The 16928-nt window shown below is 68.9% G+C and carries 19 protein-coding genes and 1 pseudogene; 19 read left to right on the top strand and 1 reads right to left on the bottom strand.

What is annotated here, in order from left to right:
• Positions 1 to 117 precede the first annotated feature (117 nt).
• The 18 genes from RM788_RS28885 (at position 118) to RM788_RS28800 (ending at position 14440) form a co-directional block, all read left to right on the top strand.
• Positions 118 to 1083, top strand: coding sequence for a hypothetical protein (locus RM788_RS28885; RefSeq protein ID WP_315920856.1), 966 nt, complete (start codon positions 118 to 120; stop codon positions 1081 to 1083).
• Positions 1031 to 1774, top strand: a complete 744-nt coding sequence (locus tag RM788_RS28880) for an ATP synthase subunit B family protein (RefSeq protein WP_315920854.1) — start codon at positions 1031 to 1033, stop codon at positions 1772 to 1774. The genes RM788_RS28885 and RM788_RS28880 overlap by 53 nt, the downstream gene beginning before the upstream one ends.
• 33 nt (positions 1775 to 1807) lie before the next feature.
• Positions 1808 to 2803 (top strand): SU10 major capsid protein, encoded by a 996-nt coding sequence (locus tag RM788_RS28875; protein WP_315920852.1) that lies wholly within the window; start codon positions 1808 to 1810, stop codon positions 2801 to 2803.
• The gene (locus RM788_RS28870) at positions 2800 to 3003 is read left to right on the top strand and encodes a hypothetical protein (RefSeq protein WP_315920850.1); all 204 of its coding nucleotides are present in this window, start codon (positions 2800 to 2802) and stop codon (positions 3001 to 3003) included. Before RM788_RS28875 ends, RM788_RS28870 begins: the two co-directional genes overlap by 4 nt.
• Before the next feature lie 178 nt (positions 3004 to 3181).
• Complete coding sequence (locus tag RM788_RS28865) at positions 3182 to 3370, top strand: hypothetical protein (protein WP_315920848.1); 189 nt, start codon at positions 3182 to 3184, stop codon at positions 3368 to 3370.
• Between the two features lie 41 nt (positions 3371 to 3411).
• Positions 3412 to 3768, top strand: coding sequence for a hypothetical protein (locus RM788_RS28860; protein ID WP_315920844.1), 357 nt, complete (start codon positions 3412 to 3414; stop codon positions 3766 to 3768).
• A 391-nt stretch (positions 3769 to 4159) separates the two neighbouring features.
• Complete coding sequence (locus RM788_RS28855) at positions 4160 to 4465, top strand: hypothetical protein (RefSeq protein ID WP_315920842.1); 306 nt, start codon at positions 4160 to 4162, stop codon at positions 4463 to 4465.
• Between the two features lie 3 nt (positions 4466 to 4468).
• A complete protein-coding gene (locus RM788_RS28850) occupies positions 4469 to 4783 on the top strand; it encodes a hypothetical protein (RefSeq protein WP_315920840.1) in 315 nt (104 codons plus the stop codon).
• The gene (locus tag RM788_RS28845) at positions 4780 to 5199 is read left to right on the top strand and encodes a hypothetical protein (protein ID WP_315920838.1); all 420 of its coding nucleotides are present in this window, start codon (positions 4780 to 4782) and stop codon (positions 5197 to 5199) included. Before RM788_RS28850 ends, RM788_RS28845 begins: the two co-directional genes overlap by 4 nt.
• Before the next feature lie 149 nt (positions 5200 to 5348).
• A complete protein-coding gene (locus RM788_RS28840) occupies positions 5349 to 5834 on the top strand; it encodes a phage tail tube protein (RefSeq protein WP_315920836.1) in 486 nt (161 codons plus the stop codon).
• Between the two features lie 237 nt (positions 5835 to 6071).
• Positions 6072 to 6347 carry a hypothetical protein gene (locus RM788_RS28835; RefSeq protein ID WP_315920834.1) on the top strand — a complete coding sequence of 92 codons (276 nt, stop codon included), beginning with the start codon at positions 6072 to 6074 and terminating at the stop codon, positions 6345 to 6347.
• A gap of 53 nt (positions 6348 to 6400) precedes the next feature.
• Entirely contained in the window at positions 6401 to 6748 is a 348-nt protein-coding gene (locus tag RM788_RS28830; RefSeq protein ID WP_315920832.1) for a hypothetical protein, read from the top strand.
• 201 nt (positions 6749 to 6949) lie between these two features.
• Positions 6950 to 9679, top strand: coding sequence for a phage tail protein (locus tag RM788_RS28825; protein WP_315920830.1), 2730 nt, complete (start codon positions 6950 to 6952; stop codon positions 9677 to 9679).
• A gap of 127 nt (positions 9680 to 9806) precedes the next feature.
• Complete coding sequence (locus RM788_RS28820) at positions 9807 to 10484, top strand: hypothetical protein (RefSeq protein WP_315920828.1); 678 nt, start codon at positions 9807 to 9809, stop codon at positions 10482 to 10484.
• Entirely contained in the window at positions 10471 to 12666 is a 2196-nt protein-coding gene (locus tag RM788_RS28815) for a hypothetical protein (protein WP_315920826.1), read from the top strand. The genes RM788_RS28820 and RM788_RS28815 overlap by 14 nt, the downstream gene beginning before the upstream one ends.
• 25 nt (positions 12667 to 12691) lie before the next feature.
• Positions 12692 to 13024 carry a hypothetical protein gene (locus tag RM788_RS28810; RefSeq protein ID WP_315920824.1) on the top strand — a complete coding sequence of 111 codons (333 nt, stop codon included), beginning with the start codon at positions 12692 to 12694 and terminating at the stop codon, positions 13022 to 13024.
• An 85-nt stretch (positions 13025 to 13109) separates the two neighbouring features.
• A complete protein-coding gene (locus tag RM788_RS28805; protein ID WP_315920822.1) occupies positions 13110 to 14024 on the top strand; it encodes a GH25 family lysozyme in 915 nt (304 codons plus the stop codon).
• Positions 14024 to 14440, top strand: a complete 417-nt coding sequence (locus RM788_RS28800) for a hypothetical protein (RefSeq protein ID WP_315920820.1) — start codon at positions 14024 to 14026, stop codon at positions 14438 to 14440. Before RM788_RS28805 ends, RM788_RS28800 begins: the two co-directional genes overlap by 1 nt.
• A gap of 94 nt (positions 14441 to 14534) precedes the next feature.
• Here the strand turns inward: RM788_RS28800 and RM788_RS28795 are convergent, their stop codons facing one another.
• The gene (locus RM788_RS28795) at positions 14535 to 14720 is read right to left on the bottom strand and encodes a hypothetical protein (protein ID WP_315920818.1); all 186 of its coding nucleotides are present in this window, start codon (positions 14718 to 14720) and stop codon (positions 14535 to 14537) included.
• A gap of 919 nt (positions 14721 to 15639) precedes the next feature.
• Between RM788_RS28795 and RM788_RS53055 the strand changes: the two are divergent.
• A pseudogene (locus RM788_RS53055) lies at positions 15640 to 16593 on the top strand (recombinase family protein); the annotation flags it as partial.
• Positions 16594 to 16928: the final 335 nt, after the last annotated feature.

Below are 16928 nucleotides of genomic sequence, written 5' to 3'. Positions count from 1 at the left end.
GGGGGGTCGAGAACCCCGACCGGGGATACGGCGGCCGGGGGGATGGCCGCCACAGCCGATTGTCGCGCATCCACCGATTTCCGTTACCCCTATTTGTGCGGCCGGTGGTGATCACCCGTGACGCCACTGGATGTCCAGCAGTACACCTCCCAACAGGTCACCGTCCGCCAAGCCGTCGATCAAGCCCAGACCGCGTGGGCCCGACTCGACGTCACGGACCTGGAACAGTCCTGGGAAGCCGACGTCCGGCCACAGGTCGTCACCGCCGTGGAACAGGCTCAAGCCCAGACGGCAGGGTTGGCGCAGGCCTATGTGCTCGGCACGCTGGCCGCCGCAGCGGCCGTGTCCGCCCCACTCGGCCTGCTGGTCGCGGGTGCGTTCGCGGGCATGGCCGCGAACGGGCTGCTTCTCGCGCCGCTGCTCGACTTCGCGGTCGGGTACCTGCGGCGCGCGCTGGATCTCGGGGCCCCGCCCTCGGAGGCGCGGACGATCGGGTTGCACCGGTTGCTGACCTACGTCAGTACCGAGGTCGCCGACACCGGCCGCCTGGCCGTGCAGGTCGCCGCGATCGTCGAGCCCGAGATCGCCGGGTACGAGCGGACCGTGGTCCTGCCCGCGTGCGGGCGGTGCGTCATCCTGTCCGGTCGGCTCTACCGCTACAGCCAAGGCTTCCTGCGGCACCCACGATGCGACTGCGGGATGAGACCGGTCACCCACGACCAATGGGGCACCGGCCCTGACAGTGCGGCACCGGGCACCTTGTTCGAGCGGATGACCCGCGCCCAGCAGGCCAAGGCGTTCGGGGTTGATGCCGCCGAGGCGATCCGGGCCGGGGCGGACATGTCCCGTGTGGTCAATGCCCGCCGCAAGGGTGCGGTCTACACCGCCGGTGGGTACGAGTTCACCCACGAGGCCACCACCAAGCGCGGCGTGGGCCGCCAACTCGGCGACCTGTCCAAGCGACCTGGTTCCCGCTATAGCCGCTCGCGGGCTAACCGGCCGACCCCGGCGCAGCTCGTGAACGCCACCGATGACCGCGCGGAGCTGGTCCACCAGCTCAAGCGCTTCGGCTACATCCGCTAGTTCCCCAGTCCCGTTCACGTCACACGAAAAGGGGGTTTTCACCCTGTCTGAAATCACCACCCCACCCACCCCGGAACTGCCCGCACAGCCGCTCTCAACCGCCCCACCGGCCACCGAACCACCTGCCCCCACCGCACCGGCCGAGGACACCGGGAAGACCACCGAGCCGGACTATCGGGCGCTGTACGAGGAGGCCCGCACGAAGCTGACCCGCGCCGAGCAGACCGCGCGGGACCACAAGGCCAAGGCCACGAAGCTGGACGAGATCGAGGCCGCGACCAAGACCGATGCGGAGAAGGCCGTCGAGCGCGCCACGGCCGCTGAAGCGCAGCTCGTCGCGCTGCGGCGCACGGCGGTGGACGCGGAGATCCGCGCCGCCGCGTCCGGGTGGGCCGACCCCAGCGACGCGCCCCGCTACCTCGACGACCGGGACCGCTACCTCGGCGCGGACGGCGCGGTGGACACCACTGCCATCTCCGCCGACCTCGCGGCCGTGCTCACCGCGCGTCCACACCTCGCGCGCGTCGACGGCCCCCGCCGTCCCGCGCCGGACCCCTCCCAGGGGCAGCGGTCGGGCGGGCCGTCCGGGGTCGCCGAGCAGATCCGCGAGGCCGAAGCCCGCGGCGACTGGGCCACCGCGATCTCGCTGAAGAACCAGCGCCTCGCCGAGCAGGCCCGCGCCCAACGGTAACCACCGCTTCCCTTTGACACGTAAGGAGGTTCCTTGCCCGGAATCGCAGCAATCGCCAACACCTACAACAGCCCCAACTACGTCGGCGAGCTTTTCGCCCTGACCCCGACCGACACGCCGTTCCTGTCCGCGATCGGCGGTCTGACCGGCGGGCGCCGCGCGAACGCGGTCATCCACACCTGGACCGTCTACGACCTGCGCCCACCGGACCCCGCCCGCCAACGTCTGGAAGGCGCGGACGCGCCACCGGCCGAGACCCGCATCCGAGGCCAGGACCGTAACGTCCTGGAAATCCACCAGGAGACGATCGGTGTCACCTACACCCGGCAGGCCACGCAGAACATGTTCGCCGGGACCGGGGCGGCCAACCCCAACGCCGCCGCGATCGGTGGCAGCAACGCGGTCGCGGTGGAGATGGACTGGCAGACCCGCCAGGCCCTCGTGCAGATCGCCCGTGACGTGGAGCTGACGTTCCTGACCGGCACCTACCAGGAACCCACCACCAACAGCACCGCGCGCAAGACCAGGGGCATCCTGGACGCGACCCGGACCAACGTCATCACCAACGCCACCGCCAAGGCGTTGACCGAGGGCATGGTCATCGACCTGTTGCAGAAGGTCTGGGAGAACGGCGGCATCCAGGTGTCCGAGACGGCCACGTTGATGTGCAACGCGTGGCAGAAGCGGCAACTCACCACCGAGTTCGTGACCAAGAAGAACTACCAGGAGTCGACCCGCAATGTCGGTGGGGTCGCGGTGACCACGATCGAGACGGACTTCGGCCGGGTCAACATCATGCTCAACCGGTACATGCCCACCGACGTCGTGCAGGTGGTCAGCCTCGACCAGTGCGCCCCCGTCCTGTTGGAGTCGCCGGGTAAGGGGTTTTTGTTCTCCGAACCGCTCGCGAAGACCGGCAGCACGGACCGGGCGCAGATCTACGGCGAGATCGGTTTGGAGTACGGGCCGGAGATCGCCCACGGGAAGATCACCGGCTTGACCACGGCCCCGGTCGGGGGTGGGGCGTGAAGTTCGTCAGCCCCCAGTACCCGCAACTCGTCGTCCACGACCTGGGCGTGAGGTTCGTGGACGGCGAGGCCGAGGTGACCGACAAGACCACCATCGACGCACTGCGCGCGATGCCCACCGACATCGGGGTACGCGCCGCCGGTGGACGGCCGCCAAGTTCACCCGGTAGTGGAGCAGGAAAGCCCGGAAACGCCGACTGACGCCGGCCGGCAACACAGTCAGCCGTCACCCGAAAAGGTGGTTTTATCCACGGGTCGGACCTGAGAGTGTAAGGCTCTGTCGGTGGCGGACGTAGAGTGCGAGTTATGCGAGGACACCGGGTCGATGACCTGGCAACAACCCGTAACGGATCCCGATGGCGTCCTGGTACTCGTCCAGATGAGTCACCCGTGTGTCCGTGGATGTTCGGGCTGGTGGAAAGCCCCTGCTGCCGAACGCGGCATCGTCGTGGACGTCGTCACCGAGGTGACGGTGGGCAACGTCGCCCACGCCAACCGCATCCACCGCACGGACTGGTCCGCCCCTCTCGACACCACGCGTGACGCAGGACTCGCCTCGCCGGGGTGAACCCTGGGCCGCTCACGCCCGATGACGGGGACGGGATGCCCGTGTCCGCTCCCCTCTCACTGGCCACCGTCGCCGACGTCCAGGCCCGCACCGAAGTACAGCTCACCCCGGCGCAGCAGGCCCGCGCGGCGGTGTTCATCGGCGACGCCACGGCGATCATCCGCACCCGCGTGCCGGATCTGTCCGACCCACCACCGGAGACCGCGCCCGGTGTGATCGTCACGGCCGTGCTGCGGGCGCTGGCTTCCCCGGCCGATGGCAACAAGTCCGAGACGGTGGGGTCGCACTCACGAGTGGCGGCGCACGAGGGCGGCGGGCTCTACCTCACCGACGACGAGTTGGATCTGTTGCGCCCGCCTGTTCCCGCTCCACGCGGCGCGTTTTCCATCTGGATCTGACCATGCCCCGGCCAGCAGCAGAGCCACCAGTGCGAAGGCACCGGCCGTCCACCAGGCCCACGTCACCGCGTTGATCACGGCAACCACGGTGTTGGTCGCCGCGGCCAGCCCCAGCGCGAGTAGGGAGCACCTGAACACCGCGTCCGCGCCGTCGCTCGTCGTGTCGTGTCCCTCCATGACGTCCTCCAGCTTCGTCACCGCCTGTATCGGATGGGCGGGCGAACCGGTTACACGCAGCGAGAGCACCAGGTCGTGGCACGACAAAGCGCCGGTCCCTGTGGGGAGGGTTCCGGCGCTACTCCTGTTGTCGGCACCCAGAACTGCCGACTTGACCGATTCCGGCTCGTTTCACCTGATCGGAGCATCCATCCAGCTTCCCCACCGTCTGGTCGTGACCACCCCGACCCCCGTCACCGACGCCTACGACAACCCCACCCCGCACCTGGACTACGGCCCCGACGCGCCGCAACGCGTCCTGTGGGGGCTGTTCCAACCCGAGGGCTCCACCGAATCGGCCGGACCCGCCCGCCACGCGGTGATCACCCGGTGGCGGTTGTTCACCCTCGAACGCCTCACCGCCCGCGAGCGCGTCACCCGCCAAAACCGCGTGTTCGAGGTCGTCGGCGAACCGGACGAGTTCGCGCCGCGCTTCGGCCACACCCATTACGAAACCCGACTCGTCCACGTGGAGGGCTGAGCCATGAAGGCGTTCGAGGACTTCCGTGTCGACCGGGCCGGGGTCGCCGAGCTGCTGCACTCCGACGAGTTCCGCGACGCGGTGCAGGTCGCAGCCGAGGAGATCGGCGCGACCGCGCGCGGCGCCGGACACCGCGTCACCAACGGCGACCCGCTGCCGGTGGAGGTGTTCGACGACCCCAATCACGACCGGGTCGGGTTCACCGTCGCCGTCCGCCACCCCGCCGGAATCGGCATGGAGGCCCGACACGGGGTCTTGAAACGCGCGGCGGAAGCGGCCGGGCTGACGGTCTCGGGGCTGGAGGCGGACCAGGCGTGAGCCTGCCGGTTCCCGTCGACGTCGCCGAACTGGTCGTCCGCACGCTGCGCCCCCTGCTGACCGCCCGTCCCGAACCCGAGGTCGCGGGCATCAAGGTCTCCACCCAGGTCGGCAACGGTCCGCAGGGTGGTCCGCCGTCGCTGCCGTGGCTGCTGGTCGCCGAGGACGGACACACCTGGTCCTGGCCCGCCGTGCAGCGCGCGGTGATCCGGCTGACCTGCTGGCACCGCACCGACCACACCGCCAAAGCCGTCACCGCCCTGGCGATGGCGCTGCTGTGCGCCCCGCACGGCGGTAGCGCGCTGATCGTCGCCGAACCCGTGACCGCTCCGATCGCCGGACTCGACCCCTACACCGACCAACCTCTTGCCACCGCAGCCGTGACGGTCTACGCGCGCACCCCGACCAGGAAGTAGGTAACTCCTTGGCGTTGAACAGTTCCCTCGTCCGTGTCCCCGGTACCGGGGAACTCTCCCTAGGTCCACCGGGCACACCCGAACCGCCCGACGCCACCACCGCGCTACCGGCGGCGTGGACCGGGTTGGGGTTGTCCACCAACGACGGTGTGACGATGAAACGGGCGGTGGAGAAGACCGGTACGGAGCACTGGCAGCAGCTCACCCCGGCCCGCTACATCTACACCAAGCAGGAACTCACCGTCTCCTCGGTGTTTCAGGAGACCAAGGGCATCGTGCTGTCCGCGTACTTCGGCGGGCTGGTGTTCGCCGAGACGGCGGCCGGGTCCAAGAAGTACCGGGCCGAGATCAGCTCCGTTCCCAAGGGCGACGAACGGGCGCTGTGCGTGGACTGGATCGACTACGTGTCGGCCACCCAGGCCTACCACCACCGGCTCTACGTCCCGCGCGCCGAGGTCTCCGAGACCCAGGACGCCCAGTGGTCCCGCACCCAAGAGGCCCGCTGGGGGTTGACCTTCGCCGCGCTGGCTCCGATCGGCGGGTCCACCGCGCTGGCCGTGTGGCTCACCGACGACCCGGCCGTCCTGCTCGCAGCACCCGCCTCCGGTTCCTTGCAGGAAAAAGAGGCGGGTTAGGACGCGCGACGCCGCCGTGCCAGGTCCACCAGGTCCGCCGCCGTCTCGCGGGCCTGAACCGCGCCTCCCTGCACTGCCACCGCGTCAACGCGCAATGCGGCACTTCGCCTGCACTCGTAGTCGACGCGATGTGCCAGGCACGTGCAGTCCGATGCGTGGCTCAGGTGCGACTCGGTCATTACCCCAGTTTGCGTACCGCACGGTCCCTGTCAACCGAAGGATTCAGAAGGAACCACGATGAGCAACCGCCAACGCCGTGAGGCCACCCAGCAGCCCCCCACCCGATCCGATCGGGCGGTGATGTGGCGCGGCACCCGCTTCACCCTGCCCACCGCCGACACCTTCCCCCTCGCCGCGATGGAAGCCGAGGAAGAGGGCCGCCACCTGGCCGCGCTGCGGCTCATCCTCGGCGACGCCCAGTACCGGACGTGGCGGTCGATGGCGTCCACCGCCGCCGACGCCGAGGACTTCTCCCGCTCGGTGATGCGGGAGTTGGGGCGGGGAAACCCCTGAGTGTCGTCGGCCTGCTGGCCGACGACACCACCGCCGACGCCCTCGAAACCGACTTGCTGCGCTACGGGGTCGACCTGCTCGACCTCTACCGGGGAACCCTGACCCTGCGCCGCGTCTGCGCCTTTGTGGCCAACCTGCCCGACGACGCCGCCGTGTGGCGCACCGCCGGACCGGACGCGGGCTGGACCCGCCAAGAATTGCTGCTGGCCGTACTGGAACGCCGCGTCACGTTGCTGTGGGCCACCGTCGCCCAGGCCCTCGGACAGACCGTCTCCGACGAGGACCTGACCAGCCCCCTCGACTCTCCATCCACTTCGGACACTTCTGCCCCGGCTGCGTCTGGGGGTGAACCCGAGACCAAGTCCCTGCGTGAGATCGCGCTGTGGATGCGAGGGGCGTGATCCCCTCTGGCCACAGTCGGACACGCCTACCTCAAGATCCTGCCCAGTCTGCAAGGGCTCGGTCAGCACCTGCGCGGCGAGATCAACCAGGCCGAGCGCGGTGCCCCGTCGATCTCCCTCACGGCGCAGATCCAGACCCATCTGCTCCGCGCGCAACTGCTGGCCGCCGCGCGTGAAGGCGACCGGACCGCGATCCGGCTGTTGGCCGAACTCGACTCCGCGACCGCCGAAGCGCAGTTCGAGCAAGTACGCCACCGCATGTCGGACAAGAACGTCTCGCTCAAGGTCGTACTCGACAAGTCCCTCGGGACCGCCCTGCGTGGGATGGCGGAGCTGGACCGGGGCGTCACCGGGCTGACCGGCAGCATCACCCGGCACACCGCCACCGTCGGCGCGTCGACGCTGAAGTACGCCGCGCTGGCCGGGGCCTTGGCCCAGGCCATCAGCCTCGTGGGCGGACTCGCCTCGGCAGCGGCCACCGCTTCGGGGTCGCTGCTGGTGCTGCCCGCCGTGGGCATCGCCGCAGCGGTCGCGGTGCAGACGCTCAAGCTCGGCGTCGACGGCCTGTCCGACGCGCTCAAAGCCGACACCCCGGAGAAGTACGCCAAGGCGGTCAAGGATTTCCCGCCCGCCATGCGGGCTACCAGCGACGCCGTGCGCGCACTGAAACCCGAGTTCGACGGCCTCAAGCTCGACGTCCAGACCGCGCTGTTCGCCGATCTCAGCGGCGAGGTCACCAAGCTGGGCGGCACCTATCTACCGGTCCTGCGCGGTGGGCTGTCCGAGGTCGCCGCGGGCTTCAACGTCGGTGCCCGCGGGGTCGGCGAGTTCGGCCGCGAAGGGCAGACGGTCGATGACGTCCGGCTGATCCTGGACAACACCGGCCAATCGGTGCGCTACCTCTCCGGCGGGTTCGCCCCGCTGCTGCGGGCCCTGCGCGACATCGCCGCCGTGGGCTCGGACTTCCTTCCAGGGTTCGCCTCCGGGCTCGCGGACGGTGCGGACACCTTCTCCCAGTTCATCGCCACCGCGCGCGAGACCGGTCAACTCCGGCAGTGGATGTCCGCCGGGCTGTCCGCGCTCGGTGATCTGTTCACGTTGCTGTCCAACCTGGTCAAGATCGTCGCAACGGTGTTCGCGGCGGCTGACCAGGGCGGCGCGGGCCTGCTGGGCACCCTCAACGCCGTCACCGGCGGACTGCTCGCCTTTCTCCGCAGCGCGGAGGGAACCGTTGCCCTGCAACAGATCTTCGGTGGTCTGGGTGCGGTCGCGGGGGCGTTGCTGCCGCTGGTGATGTCGATCGCGTCCGTGCTTGCCTCCGACGTCGCTCCCGCCATCGCCCTGTTGGGGCCGATGGTCGCGGCTGCGTTGGGCGTGCTGACCGGTGCTGCCGCGCCTCTGGGCACGATCCTCGGGGCGTTGGCTCCGCTGGTCGGCACCGCCGCGCAGGCGTTGGCGTCGGTGCTGGTCCCGGTGCTGACGCTGCTGTCGGGCGTGGTCGCGGAGCTGGCTCCGGCCGTGTCGCTGGTCGTGCACGAACTGGTCGGCGGAGCGCTCGCCGACGGCGTGCGCGAACTGTCGCCCGCGCTGCTCGCTCTGGCTCGCGCCGCCGCACCGATCATCGTCCAACTAGGACAGTTGCTCGTCGACGCGCTCCGGGTGGCGGCTCCGGCTCTGTCGGCGCTGCTCACGGTCTTGACGCCGATCGCGTCCGAGCTGGCGGGGTCGCTGCTCACCGCGTTGGCTGCCGTGCTGCCCCTGGTCGGCCAGTTGGCCGGGGTGTTCTCGGCTGTGCTGCTGGCCGCGCTCCAGGCGGTCATGCCGGTGCTCCCGGTCGTCGTGGACGTGGTCGAGCAGCTCGCCGACGTGCTCAGCGTCGGGCTGGCCGCCGCGACACCCAGTCTCATCGAGACCGGACGACTGCTCGGCGAGGTCCTCACCACCGCACTGGTCGGGCTGCTGCCGCTGCTGCCGCCGCTGGCGGAAGCGTGGATGCGGATCTGGTCCGAGGGCCTGGTGCCGCTTCTGCCCGTGCTGCTGGAACTCGTGTCCGCGCTGCTGCCACCGGCCGTGGAGCTGATCACGAAGCTACTGCCGCTCGTGCTTCAAGCGGCCGGTCTGCTCGCGACGTGGACGGCCGCCATCGCGAAGGTCGCGGCGGCGTTCACCGAAGGCCTGATCCCTGTCCTGCTGTTCTTGATCGACAACGTCGTCGTGCCCGTGTTCGACAAGATCGTCTCGGTCGTCTCCGGCGCGCTACAGGCCCTGCAAGGCGGGCTCGACCTGTTCATCGGGATCTTCACCGGCGACTGGGACCGAGCCTGGACCGGCGCGAAGGACCTCGTGATCGGCGCGTTCCGCTCGATCGCCTCCGGGATCGACCTCGCCACCGGCGGACTGCTCAGCTACGTCGCCGGACTGCCGGGCCGCATCATCGGAGCGCTGGGCAACGTCGGATCGCTGCTACTCCAGGTCGGCAAAGACATCATCAACGGCCTGCTACGCGGGATCGAGTCCATGTTCCAGACGGTCAAGAACAGACTCGCCCAGTTGACCAACCTGCTGCCCTCGTGGAAGGGGCCACCCGCACGCGACCGAACCCTGTTGCGCGCCAACGGCGTCCTGCTCATGCGCGGACTGGTGACCGGACTGGAGGACGGCGAACCCGCCGTCCGCAACTACCTGTCCGACCTCACCCGCCGATTGCCGCTCACTCTCGAACGCTCCACAGTGGACATCACCAGAAGCGGAGCACGAACATTCGGCGCGACCGAGTCGACCTCAACGGAGCAGCCCGTGACGGCGGCGGACCTGGCGGCGTTCACCGACGCCGTGCGGGAGCTGGCGGCCCGGCCGGTCGTGGTGCAGGTCGGCACGACCGAGATCGCGCGGGCGACCGCCGAGGGAAACCGCGTGCTGTCCCGGAGGTGACCCGATGCCGTCCTTGTGGATCGGGCCACCCGGCAAGTTGCGGGCCGTCAACGACGCCGCACGGGAGTTTGACCGGTCGGTCTCGTTGGGCGTGACCGAGTTTCAATCGTTGGGCGGGGCGGTGACGGTGACCAGTCTGCCGATACCACCCCGCCGCCTCGCCCTGTCCTGGACCGGACTGCTCCCGGCTGACGCGGAATGGCTGGATGCACTGGCTCGCAGGGTGTTCGGACCGATCCCGCTCGCGGTGCTCGACCCCACCGCGCGCAACCTCTTGGAGGGTGCGCAGTCCCAGGGTCTCGGACCGGTCGCCTCCGTCTGGGAGCTGGTCGGACCCGGCGCGCTGGCCCAGCAGAGTGACCGCACCGTCGTGGTGACCGCAGCGGGATCGGGCGCGGTGCTGCGGTGGCTGCACCCGTACTGGGCGGGGTGGCCGATCGTGGCGGGCAAGCCCGTCACGTTCACCACCTCGATGGCCCCGACAGCGGGGACCTGCGCGCTCTACTGGGTCGACGCCGCCGGAGTCATCCTCCTCACCCTCGGCGGCACCGGAAACACCATCACCGCCACCCCACCCGCCGGGGCGGTGTACGTGCGCCCGGCCGTTCTACTCAGCCCCACGACCACCCCGACCCCGATCGGTCCCGCTCTGCTGCGCATCGCGGCCGACACCCCACCGGGCCCGCTGGGGACGCTCGGCGACGGCTGCCCCGCGATGACTGTCACCGGCTACACCGACCGCCCCACCGCGACCGCCCGTGACCTGTCGCTGACCCTGGTGGAGGTGCGCCGTGCAAGAAGCTGACCCCGACCTCGTCACAGCGCTCGCCCAAGGCGAACGGCAGAACAGCACGCTGACCCGGTTGGGCGGACGCGACGTCACCGGACAGGTGACGTCGTGGTCGGTGGACCGGGCCTACGACAGCGACCTGCCCGCCCCGTTGCGGGCGATCAACGGCAGTGCCGCCGCCGAACTCCGCCTGACCCTGACCGGTGACGGCACCAGCACCGCCGCCCAGCTCTACAGCCCCTACGCGCCCCACACCACCGCCGAACTCGTGCGGCCCGGCCAATCCGCGGTGCACGGCTGGGGCCTCGACGGTGACGCGCTCCCGACGTTTCGCGGCACCGTTCGGGACCGGGTTGCAGACTCCGCCACCGGCACCGTGGAGTTGTCCGCCCTCGACGGTGCCGAGCGGCTGCGCGACGCCGCCCGCCTGCCGGTCGCGGTGTCGGTCGACTCCACCCCGATCAGCTCGGGCATCTGGGCGGTGGACAAGCTGTTGCGGGACGCGGGAATCCACACCGCGCCGCCCCCGCGCCCGGACTGCATCCTGTACGCCAGCCTGCACGGTGGCGTCACTCCCGACATCGGGTTCTACCGGACCCACGCCAACATCGCCGGGTACGACCGGCGTGACGTGCCGTGGGAGATCGCCCCGTATGCGGGCGGCCTGGAGTACAGCATCCGGTGGGACCCCCGCACCCGCACCACCGTCCCCGGTCGCAGCCTGTTCGCCGAAACCTGGTTGGACAGCACCTACCAGCCCTCGGCGGGCACACGGGTCGAACTGGTGCTGTTCTTCCAAGCCGACACCTCGACCAACCAGGTCCGGTTCGCGATCGACTTCAGCGCGGATCAGGCCACCGTCGGCACCGATTCGAACTTGCGGTTCCTGTTCAACCTCGGCGTCACCACCAAGGGCCGCTGGCACATCGGCGCGTACTGGTCGTTTTCCGGCTCCGTGCCCTCGTGCTGGCTCTATCTCGCCGGTCCCGGTCTTCCCGGCGGCTACAAAGAGATCAACCTCTCCACGTTCGCCACGATGCCCACCGGCTCCCAGCTCAACTACGTGCAGCTCAACGCCGGGTTGAGCTGCGAGGCGGTACAGGTCAGCATCCGATCCTCACGACCGACCCAGGCCGAGTTCACTCCGGTGTGGACACGCGGCGCGGTGCTCGACCGGATCGTGTCCCAGGTGATCGCGTTGCCTCCGGTGCAGGGCAGCGCGTGGGAGGTGATCACCCAGATTGCGCGCGCCGAGCAGGCCACGGCCGCGTTCGACGAGCTGGGCGTGTTCCGCTACCTCAACAACGGTCGGTTCACCGATCCCGGCGAGTCGGTGCTCACGGTGACCAGCGCTCACGAGATCGCTTCCCTGCGGGTGTCGGAGGCGATCGACAGCGTCCGCAACACCATCGACGTCCCGTACTCGCTCTACACCTCCGGGGTGTCCTCGACGCGGTTCACCGACACCACGGTTCGGCAGATCGGCGCGTTTGGGACGCTGGTGCTGACGTTCGAGTACGACGTGTCGGAGTTCGACAGCCCGCCCCCGGTCGTCTACGCCTCGCCCGTGCCCTCCGGGTCGCGGGTGCGGTTCGCCACCACCAGTGCCGGTGGGACCGGGGTGCACGGAGCCATCGAGAGCACTACCGAACGCGACAGCTCCAGCTTGCGCATCACCTTCACCAACCGCACCAGCCTCGTCCTGTACCTGGCCACCACGACCGGCACACCCTCGCTGGCCATCAGCTCCATCCAGCTCGCCACCAGCAGCCCGACCCGGCTGTCGCTACGCGCCTACGACCAGACCTCGCGCGCCCTCTACGGCCCGCAGGTCTACCAAGCCACCGCCTCCCCGTGGATTCAGACCCGGTTCGCCGCCTCGGTCGTGGCCGACTACCTGCTGGCCGCCGCCACCCCGTTGCCGGTCCTCGGTGACGTCGAGATCCTGCCCGACCCGCGCGTCCAACTCGGCGACCTCGTCCAGGTCATCGACACCGTGGGCGCGGCCCTGTCCACCCCGGCGTGGGTCGTCGGCATCCGCACGAGCGGCGACGACACCGGCCGCATCCGCCAAGTCCTCACCCTGCGCGCCACCACAAGCCCAGGCCCACCCGTCCCCACCGGGCTGCAACCCGATCCGCTCCTGGACCCCGACGCGCGCGCCCTGCTGGCCGCGCAAGGGGTCCTCGTGCCCTGACCACCACACCGGGGAGGTGAACCCCGTGGACCTCTCCGCCCTGCCCAACGTCGGCGTCGCGGGCGCGCTGGTCGTGGTCGTGGGCTACCTGCTCACTGCCAACCACCGGCTGATGACCGCCAACCGGTCCGACCGCGCCGAGTACCTGACCGCGCTGGCCGCCCGCGAAACAGCCCACACCGCCGAACTGTCCGCCCAACGCACCGCGCACGCCGCCGAACTCGCCGCACTGCGCGCCCGCCTGGCCGAACTCGAACGCCGACTGGGCGAACTGGAAGGCGAACTCGACGCCGAGCGCGACCGACGACGCGCCGCCGAGGACGCCGCCGCCGAAGCACTACGCGGCCACCCCGCCTAACCCCTCGACCGCTTCACCCACGAGCCGACACCACCCCCGGTGTTCGGCCGTTTCGCCATGCCCGCATAACAGGAGGATCACCAGCTTGACCGACTACGGCATCGACATCTCCAGCCACCAGGGCGAGGACATCGGCTGGACCGACGTCGCCGGACACAACATCAGCTTCTGCTCGGTGAAGCTCACCGAAGGCACCACCTACATCAACCCCGCCGCCCGCTCCCAGGTCGACGGCGCCCGCTCGGTCGGCATCAGCACCGGCGGCTACCACTACGCCCACCCCGGCGACCCGCGCGGCCAGGCCCACTACTTCGCCGACCAGCTCGACGCCCGCGGACTGCTCGCCTCCGGGTCGCTGTGGCCGATGCTCGACATGGAGGAACCCGGCTTCCCCGACCCGAACGGCTGGATCCGGGAGTTCATCGCCGCGTTCCGCGAGCGCACCGGGGCACCACTGCTGGTCTATGCCAACGTCTACTGGCTGACCGCGCTCATCGACCCGAACCAGTGGGCCGACGACGCGGTGTTGGTGTGGGCCGCGCAGTACAACGGCGACCCCGGCAACCCCGACTACGCCCACCCCCGCCTGGCCATCCACCAGCACACCAACTCCGGCCACGTGAACGGGTTCAGTGGCCTGGTCGACCGCAACGCCACCATGGACGGCTGGTCCCGCGAAGCGTTCGTGATCGGCAACGGGTCGGTTCCTTCGCCGACCGCTCCGCCGTGGCCGTTGCCGAACGGCCACTACTTCGGGTTGATCACCGGGCCCGACAGCAGCCACGGCGGCTACTACGCCACCGAGCGGGGCTGGGTCGCGCAGATCCAGCGGGCTTTGCAGGCCAAGGGCTTCGCCCCGCTCTACGACGGCTGGGCCGACGGCGTCTACGAGCAGGCGACCGCCGACGCCGTCGCCGCGTGGCAGCGCGAGGCCATGCCGGGCACCACCCGCTTCGGCGAGGTCTGGTGGGACGACTGGGCCGTCCTGCTGGCGCCCTGATGTACGAAGCCCACCCGGCCGCCGTCCTGGCCCTCCCGCTCGCACTGCTCCTGTCCCCGGTCCTGCTACTGGCAGGCCTGGGCATCCGCGCACTTCTCGCGCGACTCCACCGCCCCACCACCACGGAGGAACTCCGCATGTCCGAACCCCGTCCCCGCCCGCTTCGCACCGCCGCGTCCTGGATCGGTGGCGTCCTCGCCCTGGTCTCCGGCCTCGTCGGCGCGGGCGTGCTCACCGATACCCAGGGCTCCGCGACCGCGGCCGTGATCAACGCGGTCCTGGTCCTGCTCGGCACCTTCGGCGTCGTCATCGCCACCGAACGCAAGGTCACCCCCGTGGCCGACCCGCGCGACAACGACGGCACCCCGCTGGTCCCCGCACCCGAGCCGACGCCCTTCGGCTCAAGTAGGAGGTGACCGCCCTGGGCAACACCGCCCCATCACGTCATCGGCCCGAACGGCTGATTACCCAGAACAGCGGCCTGCGCCTGTGCGGGATCTTTAGCGTCTCCTAGTCGTCCTCGCCGAAGCCGTACTGGATGTTCTTCTGCTTGCAAGACGGGCAAACGATATAGGCGTCTGAGTTGCCGCCATCTTCATAGGGGAGGTAGCTCGTTCCACCCGAGAGCGCCGACTCACACCACTGACAGGTGCGACCGCCACTGCTCTTGCTACGGGTCGACGGGTCGATGAGCATGCCGCCTTCATCGAAGTAGACACACTCACCATTGCAACTGTCGTTATGGCATTCGTACCGGCGCGAAAGCTCTCCGGAGTCGGCCCACAAGGCTTGCCCACAGTCGGGACAAGACCGCCCCGAGCCGCCTCCGATGCTGCTCAACAACTTGCCTAACAAGCCCATGGTTACCCCCTAGACGCCGCTCGCGCGACGGTTGTTGTCCGTGCATAGAAACTTTGCCAATTGGAGACCTTGACGGACTCGTAGTTGCCGTATCGGGATAGACACCGTTCCTGCCCAGGAAATCCAGCCAGCGGCCCAGAGCCTACGCGTAGTTCCTCCAAGGCCTTTGAGGCCGAGCCCCATTGAGCGAGAGCTCGCAGCCAGCAGTTGGCCGCCACCGTAGGCCGCGGTGGGCCACCGTCCTCGACGGCCATGCCCTCACCAATCAAGACCGGAAACACCTAGTCGGGAGCCTTCGCCCGACAAGGCAAGGGCTCCCGACCCGACCTCGGGGGAACGATCGTGAGCACCGTCGAACCACACACCGTCGACTGGACGGTCGAACGCGTCGAGACCGAACCACTGTCCGACGCTGGCCGTGAATCCAGCGTGAACACTATCGCCACACTAATCAACACTTGGAATGAATCGCACCGGGAAACATAAGATTACCCATTCAAAATGGGCCGGAAATGATATATTGAAGTCATGCAAGAACCTATTTCAAGACAAGGCATAGCCTTGCTGAATTCCTCGTGCGAAATAGTCGATTCCAGCGATTTCGGGGGAACATTCCCAGTGGAAAGCACCGTGCCCGAACAGGGCTGCGAACCGGTCCAGACCGTCTACTACGTGCGCACCCGAGCGTGGGCAGGTGTCCGTGGCTAGGCGATCCAGGACCGTCCAGGTCCGCAAGGCGGCGTCGCTCGACGGCATGGACACCGTGCGTGTGGGCATCTACGTGCGGCGCAGCACCGACGAGGACAACCAGCCCTACACGATGGAGGCGCAGACGGCCCGGCTCAAGGCCTACGAGGGATCCCAGCCGGGTTGGAAGATCGTCAAGACGTTCAGCGATGACGCGTCCGGTGCGAACACCAACCGCCCCGGTTTGCAGAAGGCCATGCACTGGGCCAAGTCGGGCCTGATCGACGTCCTGTTGGTGTACCGAGTGGACAGGTTCTCCCGCAACCTCCGCGACACGGTCAACCTGCTCGGCGAACTGGACAAGGCCGGGGTCGCGTTCCGGTCGGCCACCGAGCCGTTCGACACCTCCGACCCGATGGGCCGGATGTTCGTCCAACTCCTGGCGATGTTCGCCCAGTTCGAGCGTGACGTGATCGTGGACCGCATCACCGCAGGCATGGAAAGCAAGGCCAAGGCAGGCCGCTGGAAGGGCGGCACACGGCCTCCTGGCTACAACGTGGACAAGGAGACCCAGAAGCTCTACGTCAACGAGGCCGAGGCCGTCACCGTCCGCCTGATCTTCGACCTCTACACCAAAGACCGACTCGGCTCGCGCTCCATCGCCAACGAGATCAACGAACGCGGACACCGCACCCGCGCGGGCGGGCTGTGGGCGTTCAAGCGCATCCTGACCATCCTGGAGAACCCCGTCTACATCGGAGAGATGCACTTCCGGGAGATCGTCACCAAGGACGCGCACCCCTCGATCGTCAGCACAGCACAGTACGAAGAAGCACTACGGCTGCTCGACCAGCGCGCCGACAGCCATGCCCACCGTGCGGCCAGTGGCTCGGACTACATGGCCACCGGCCGCCTGCCCTGTCCCCGCTGCGGACACGCCATGATCGGCACCAGGGCCACCGGCAAGACCAAGACCTACCGCTACTACACGTGCCTGAAGCGCATCAAGTACGGCAAGGACTCCTGCGACATGGACCGCATCAACGCAGACGCCCTCGACCAAGCCCTGCTCACCGCAGTCGCGTCCTTCTACGGCAACCAGCACAGCCTGATCCAGGACGCGGTGGACGCCGCCAGGCAGGTCTACGACTCCAGCCACCAAGGGGTCACCGCCGAACTCAAGGTCGTCCGATCCGAGATCGTCAAGGCGACCGCGAAAATCGACAAGTACCTCGACGCGTTCGAATCCGATACCTTCGACCCCGGCGACGAGGCAGCCAAGGCACGACTGGTCCGCCACCGCACCACGCAACGCCAACTCCGCGACCGGGAAGCCGAACTCCAAGAAGACCTGGA

The organism is Umezawaea sp. Da 62-37, from assembly GCF_032460545.1.
In the GTDB taxonomy this organism is placed as follows: domain Bacteria; phylum Actinomycetota; class Actinomycetes; order Mycobacteriales; family Pseudonocardiaceae; genus Umezawaea.
This window is presented reverse-complemented; position numbering and strand designations above follow the sequence as displayed.

Excerpts from the sequence above, each read along its gene's own strand:
- RM788_RS28850 (WP_315920840.1), top strand. The coding sequence starts at position 4,469 with ATGAAGGCGTTCGAGGACTTCCGTGTCGACCGGGCCGGGGTCGCCGAG.
- RM788_RS28800 (WP_315920820.1), top strand. The coding sequence starts at position 14,024 with ATGTACGAAGCCCACCCGGCCGCCGTCCTGGCCCTCCCGCTCGCACTG.
- RM788_RS28880 (WP_315920854.1), top strand. The coding sequence starts at position 1,031 with ATGACCGCGCGGAGCTGGTCCACCAGCTCAAGCGCTTCGGCTACATCC.
- RM788_RS28795 (WP_315920818.1), bottom strand. The coding sequence starts at position 14,720 with ATGCTCATCGACCCGTCGACCCGTAGCAAGAGCAGTGGCGGTCGCACC.
- RM788_RS28865 (WP_315920848.1), top strand. The coding sequence starts at position 3,182 with ATGAGTCACCCGTGTGTCCGTGGATGTTCGGGCTGGTGGAAAGCCCCT.
- RM788_RS28835 (WP_315920834.1), top strand. The coding sequence starts at position 6,072 with ATGAGCAACCGCCAACGCCGTGAGGCCACCCAGCAGCCCCCCACCCGA.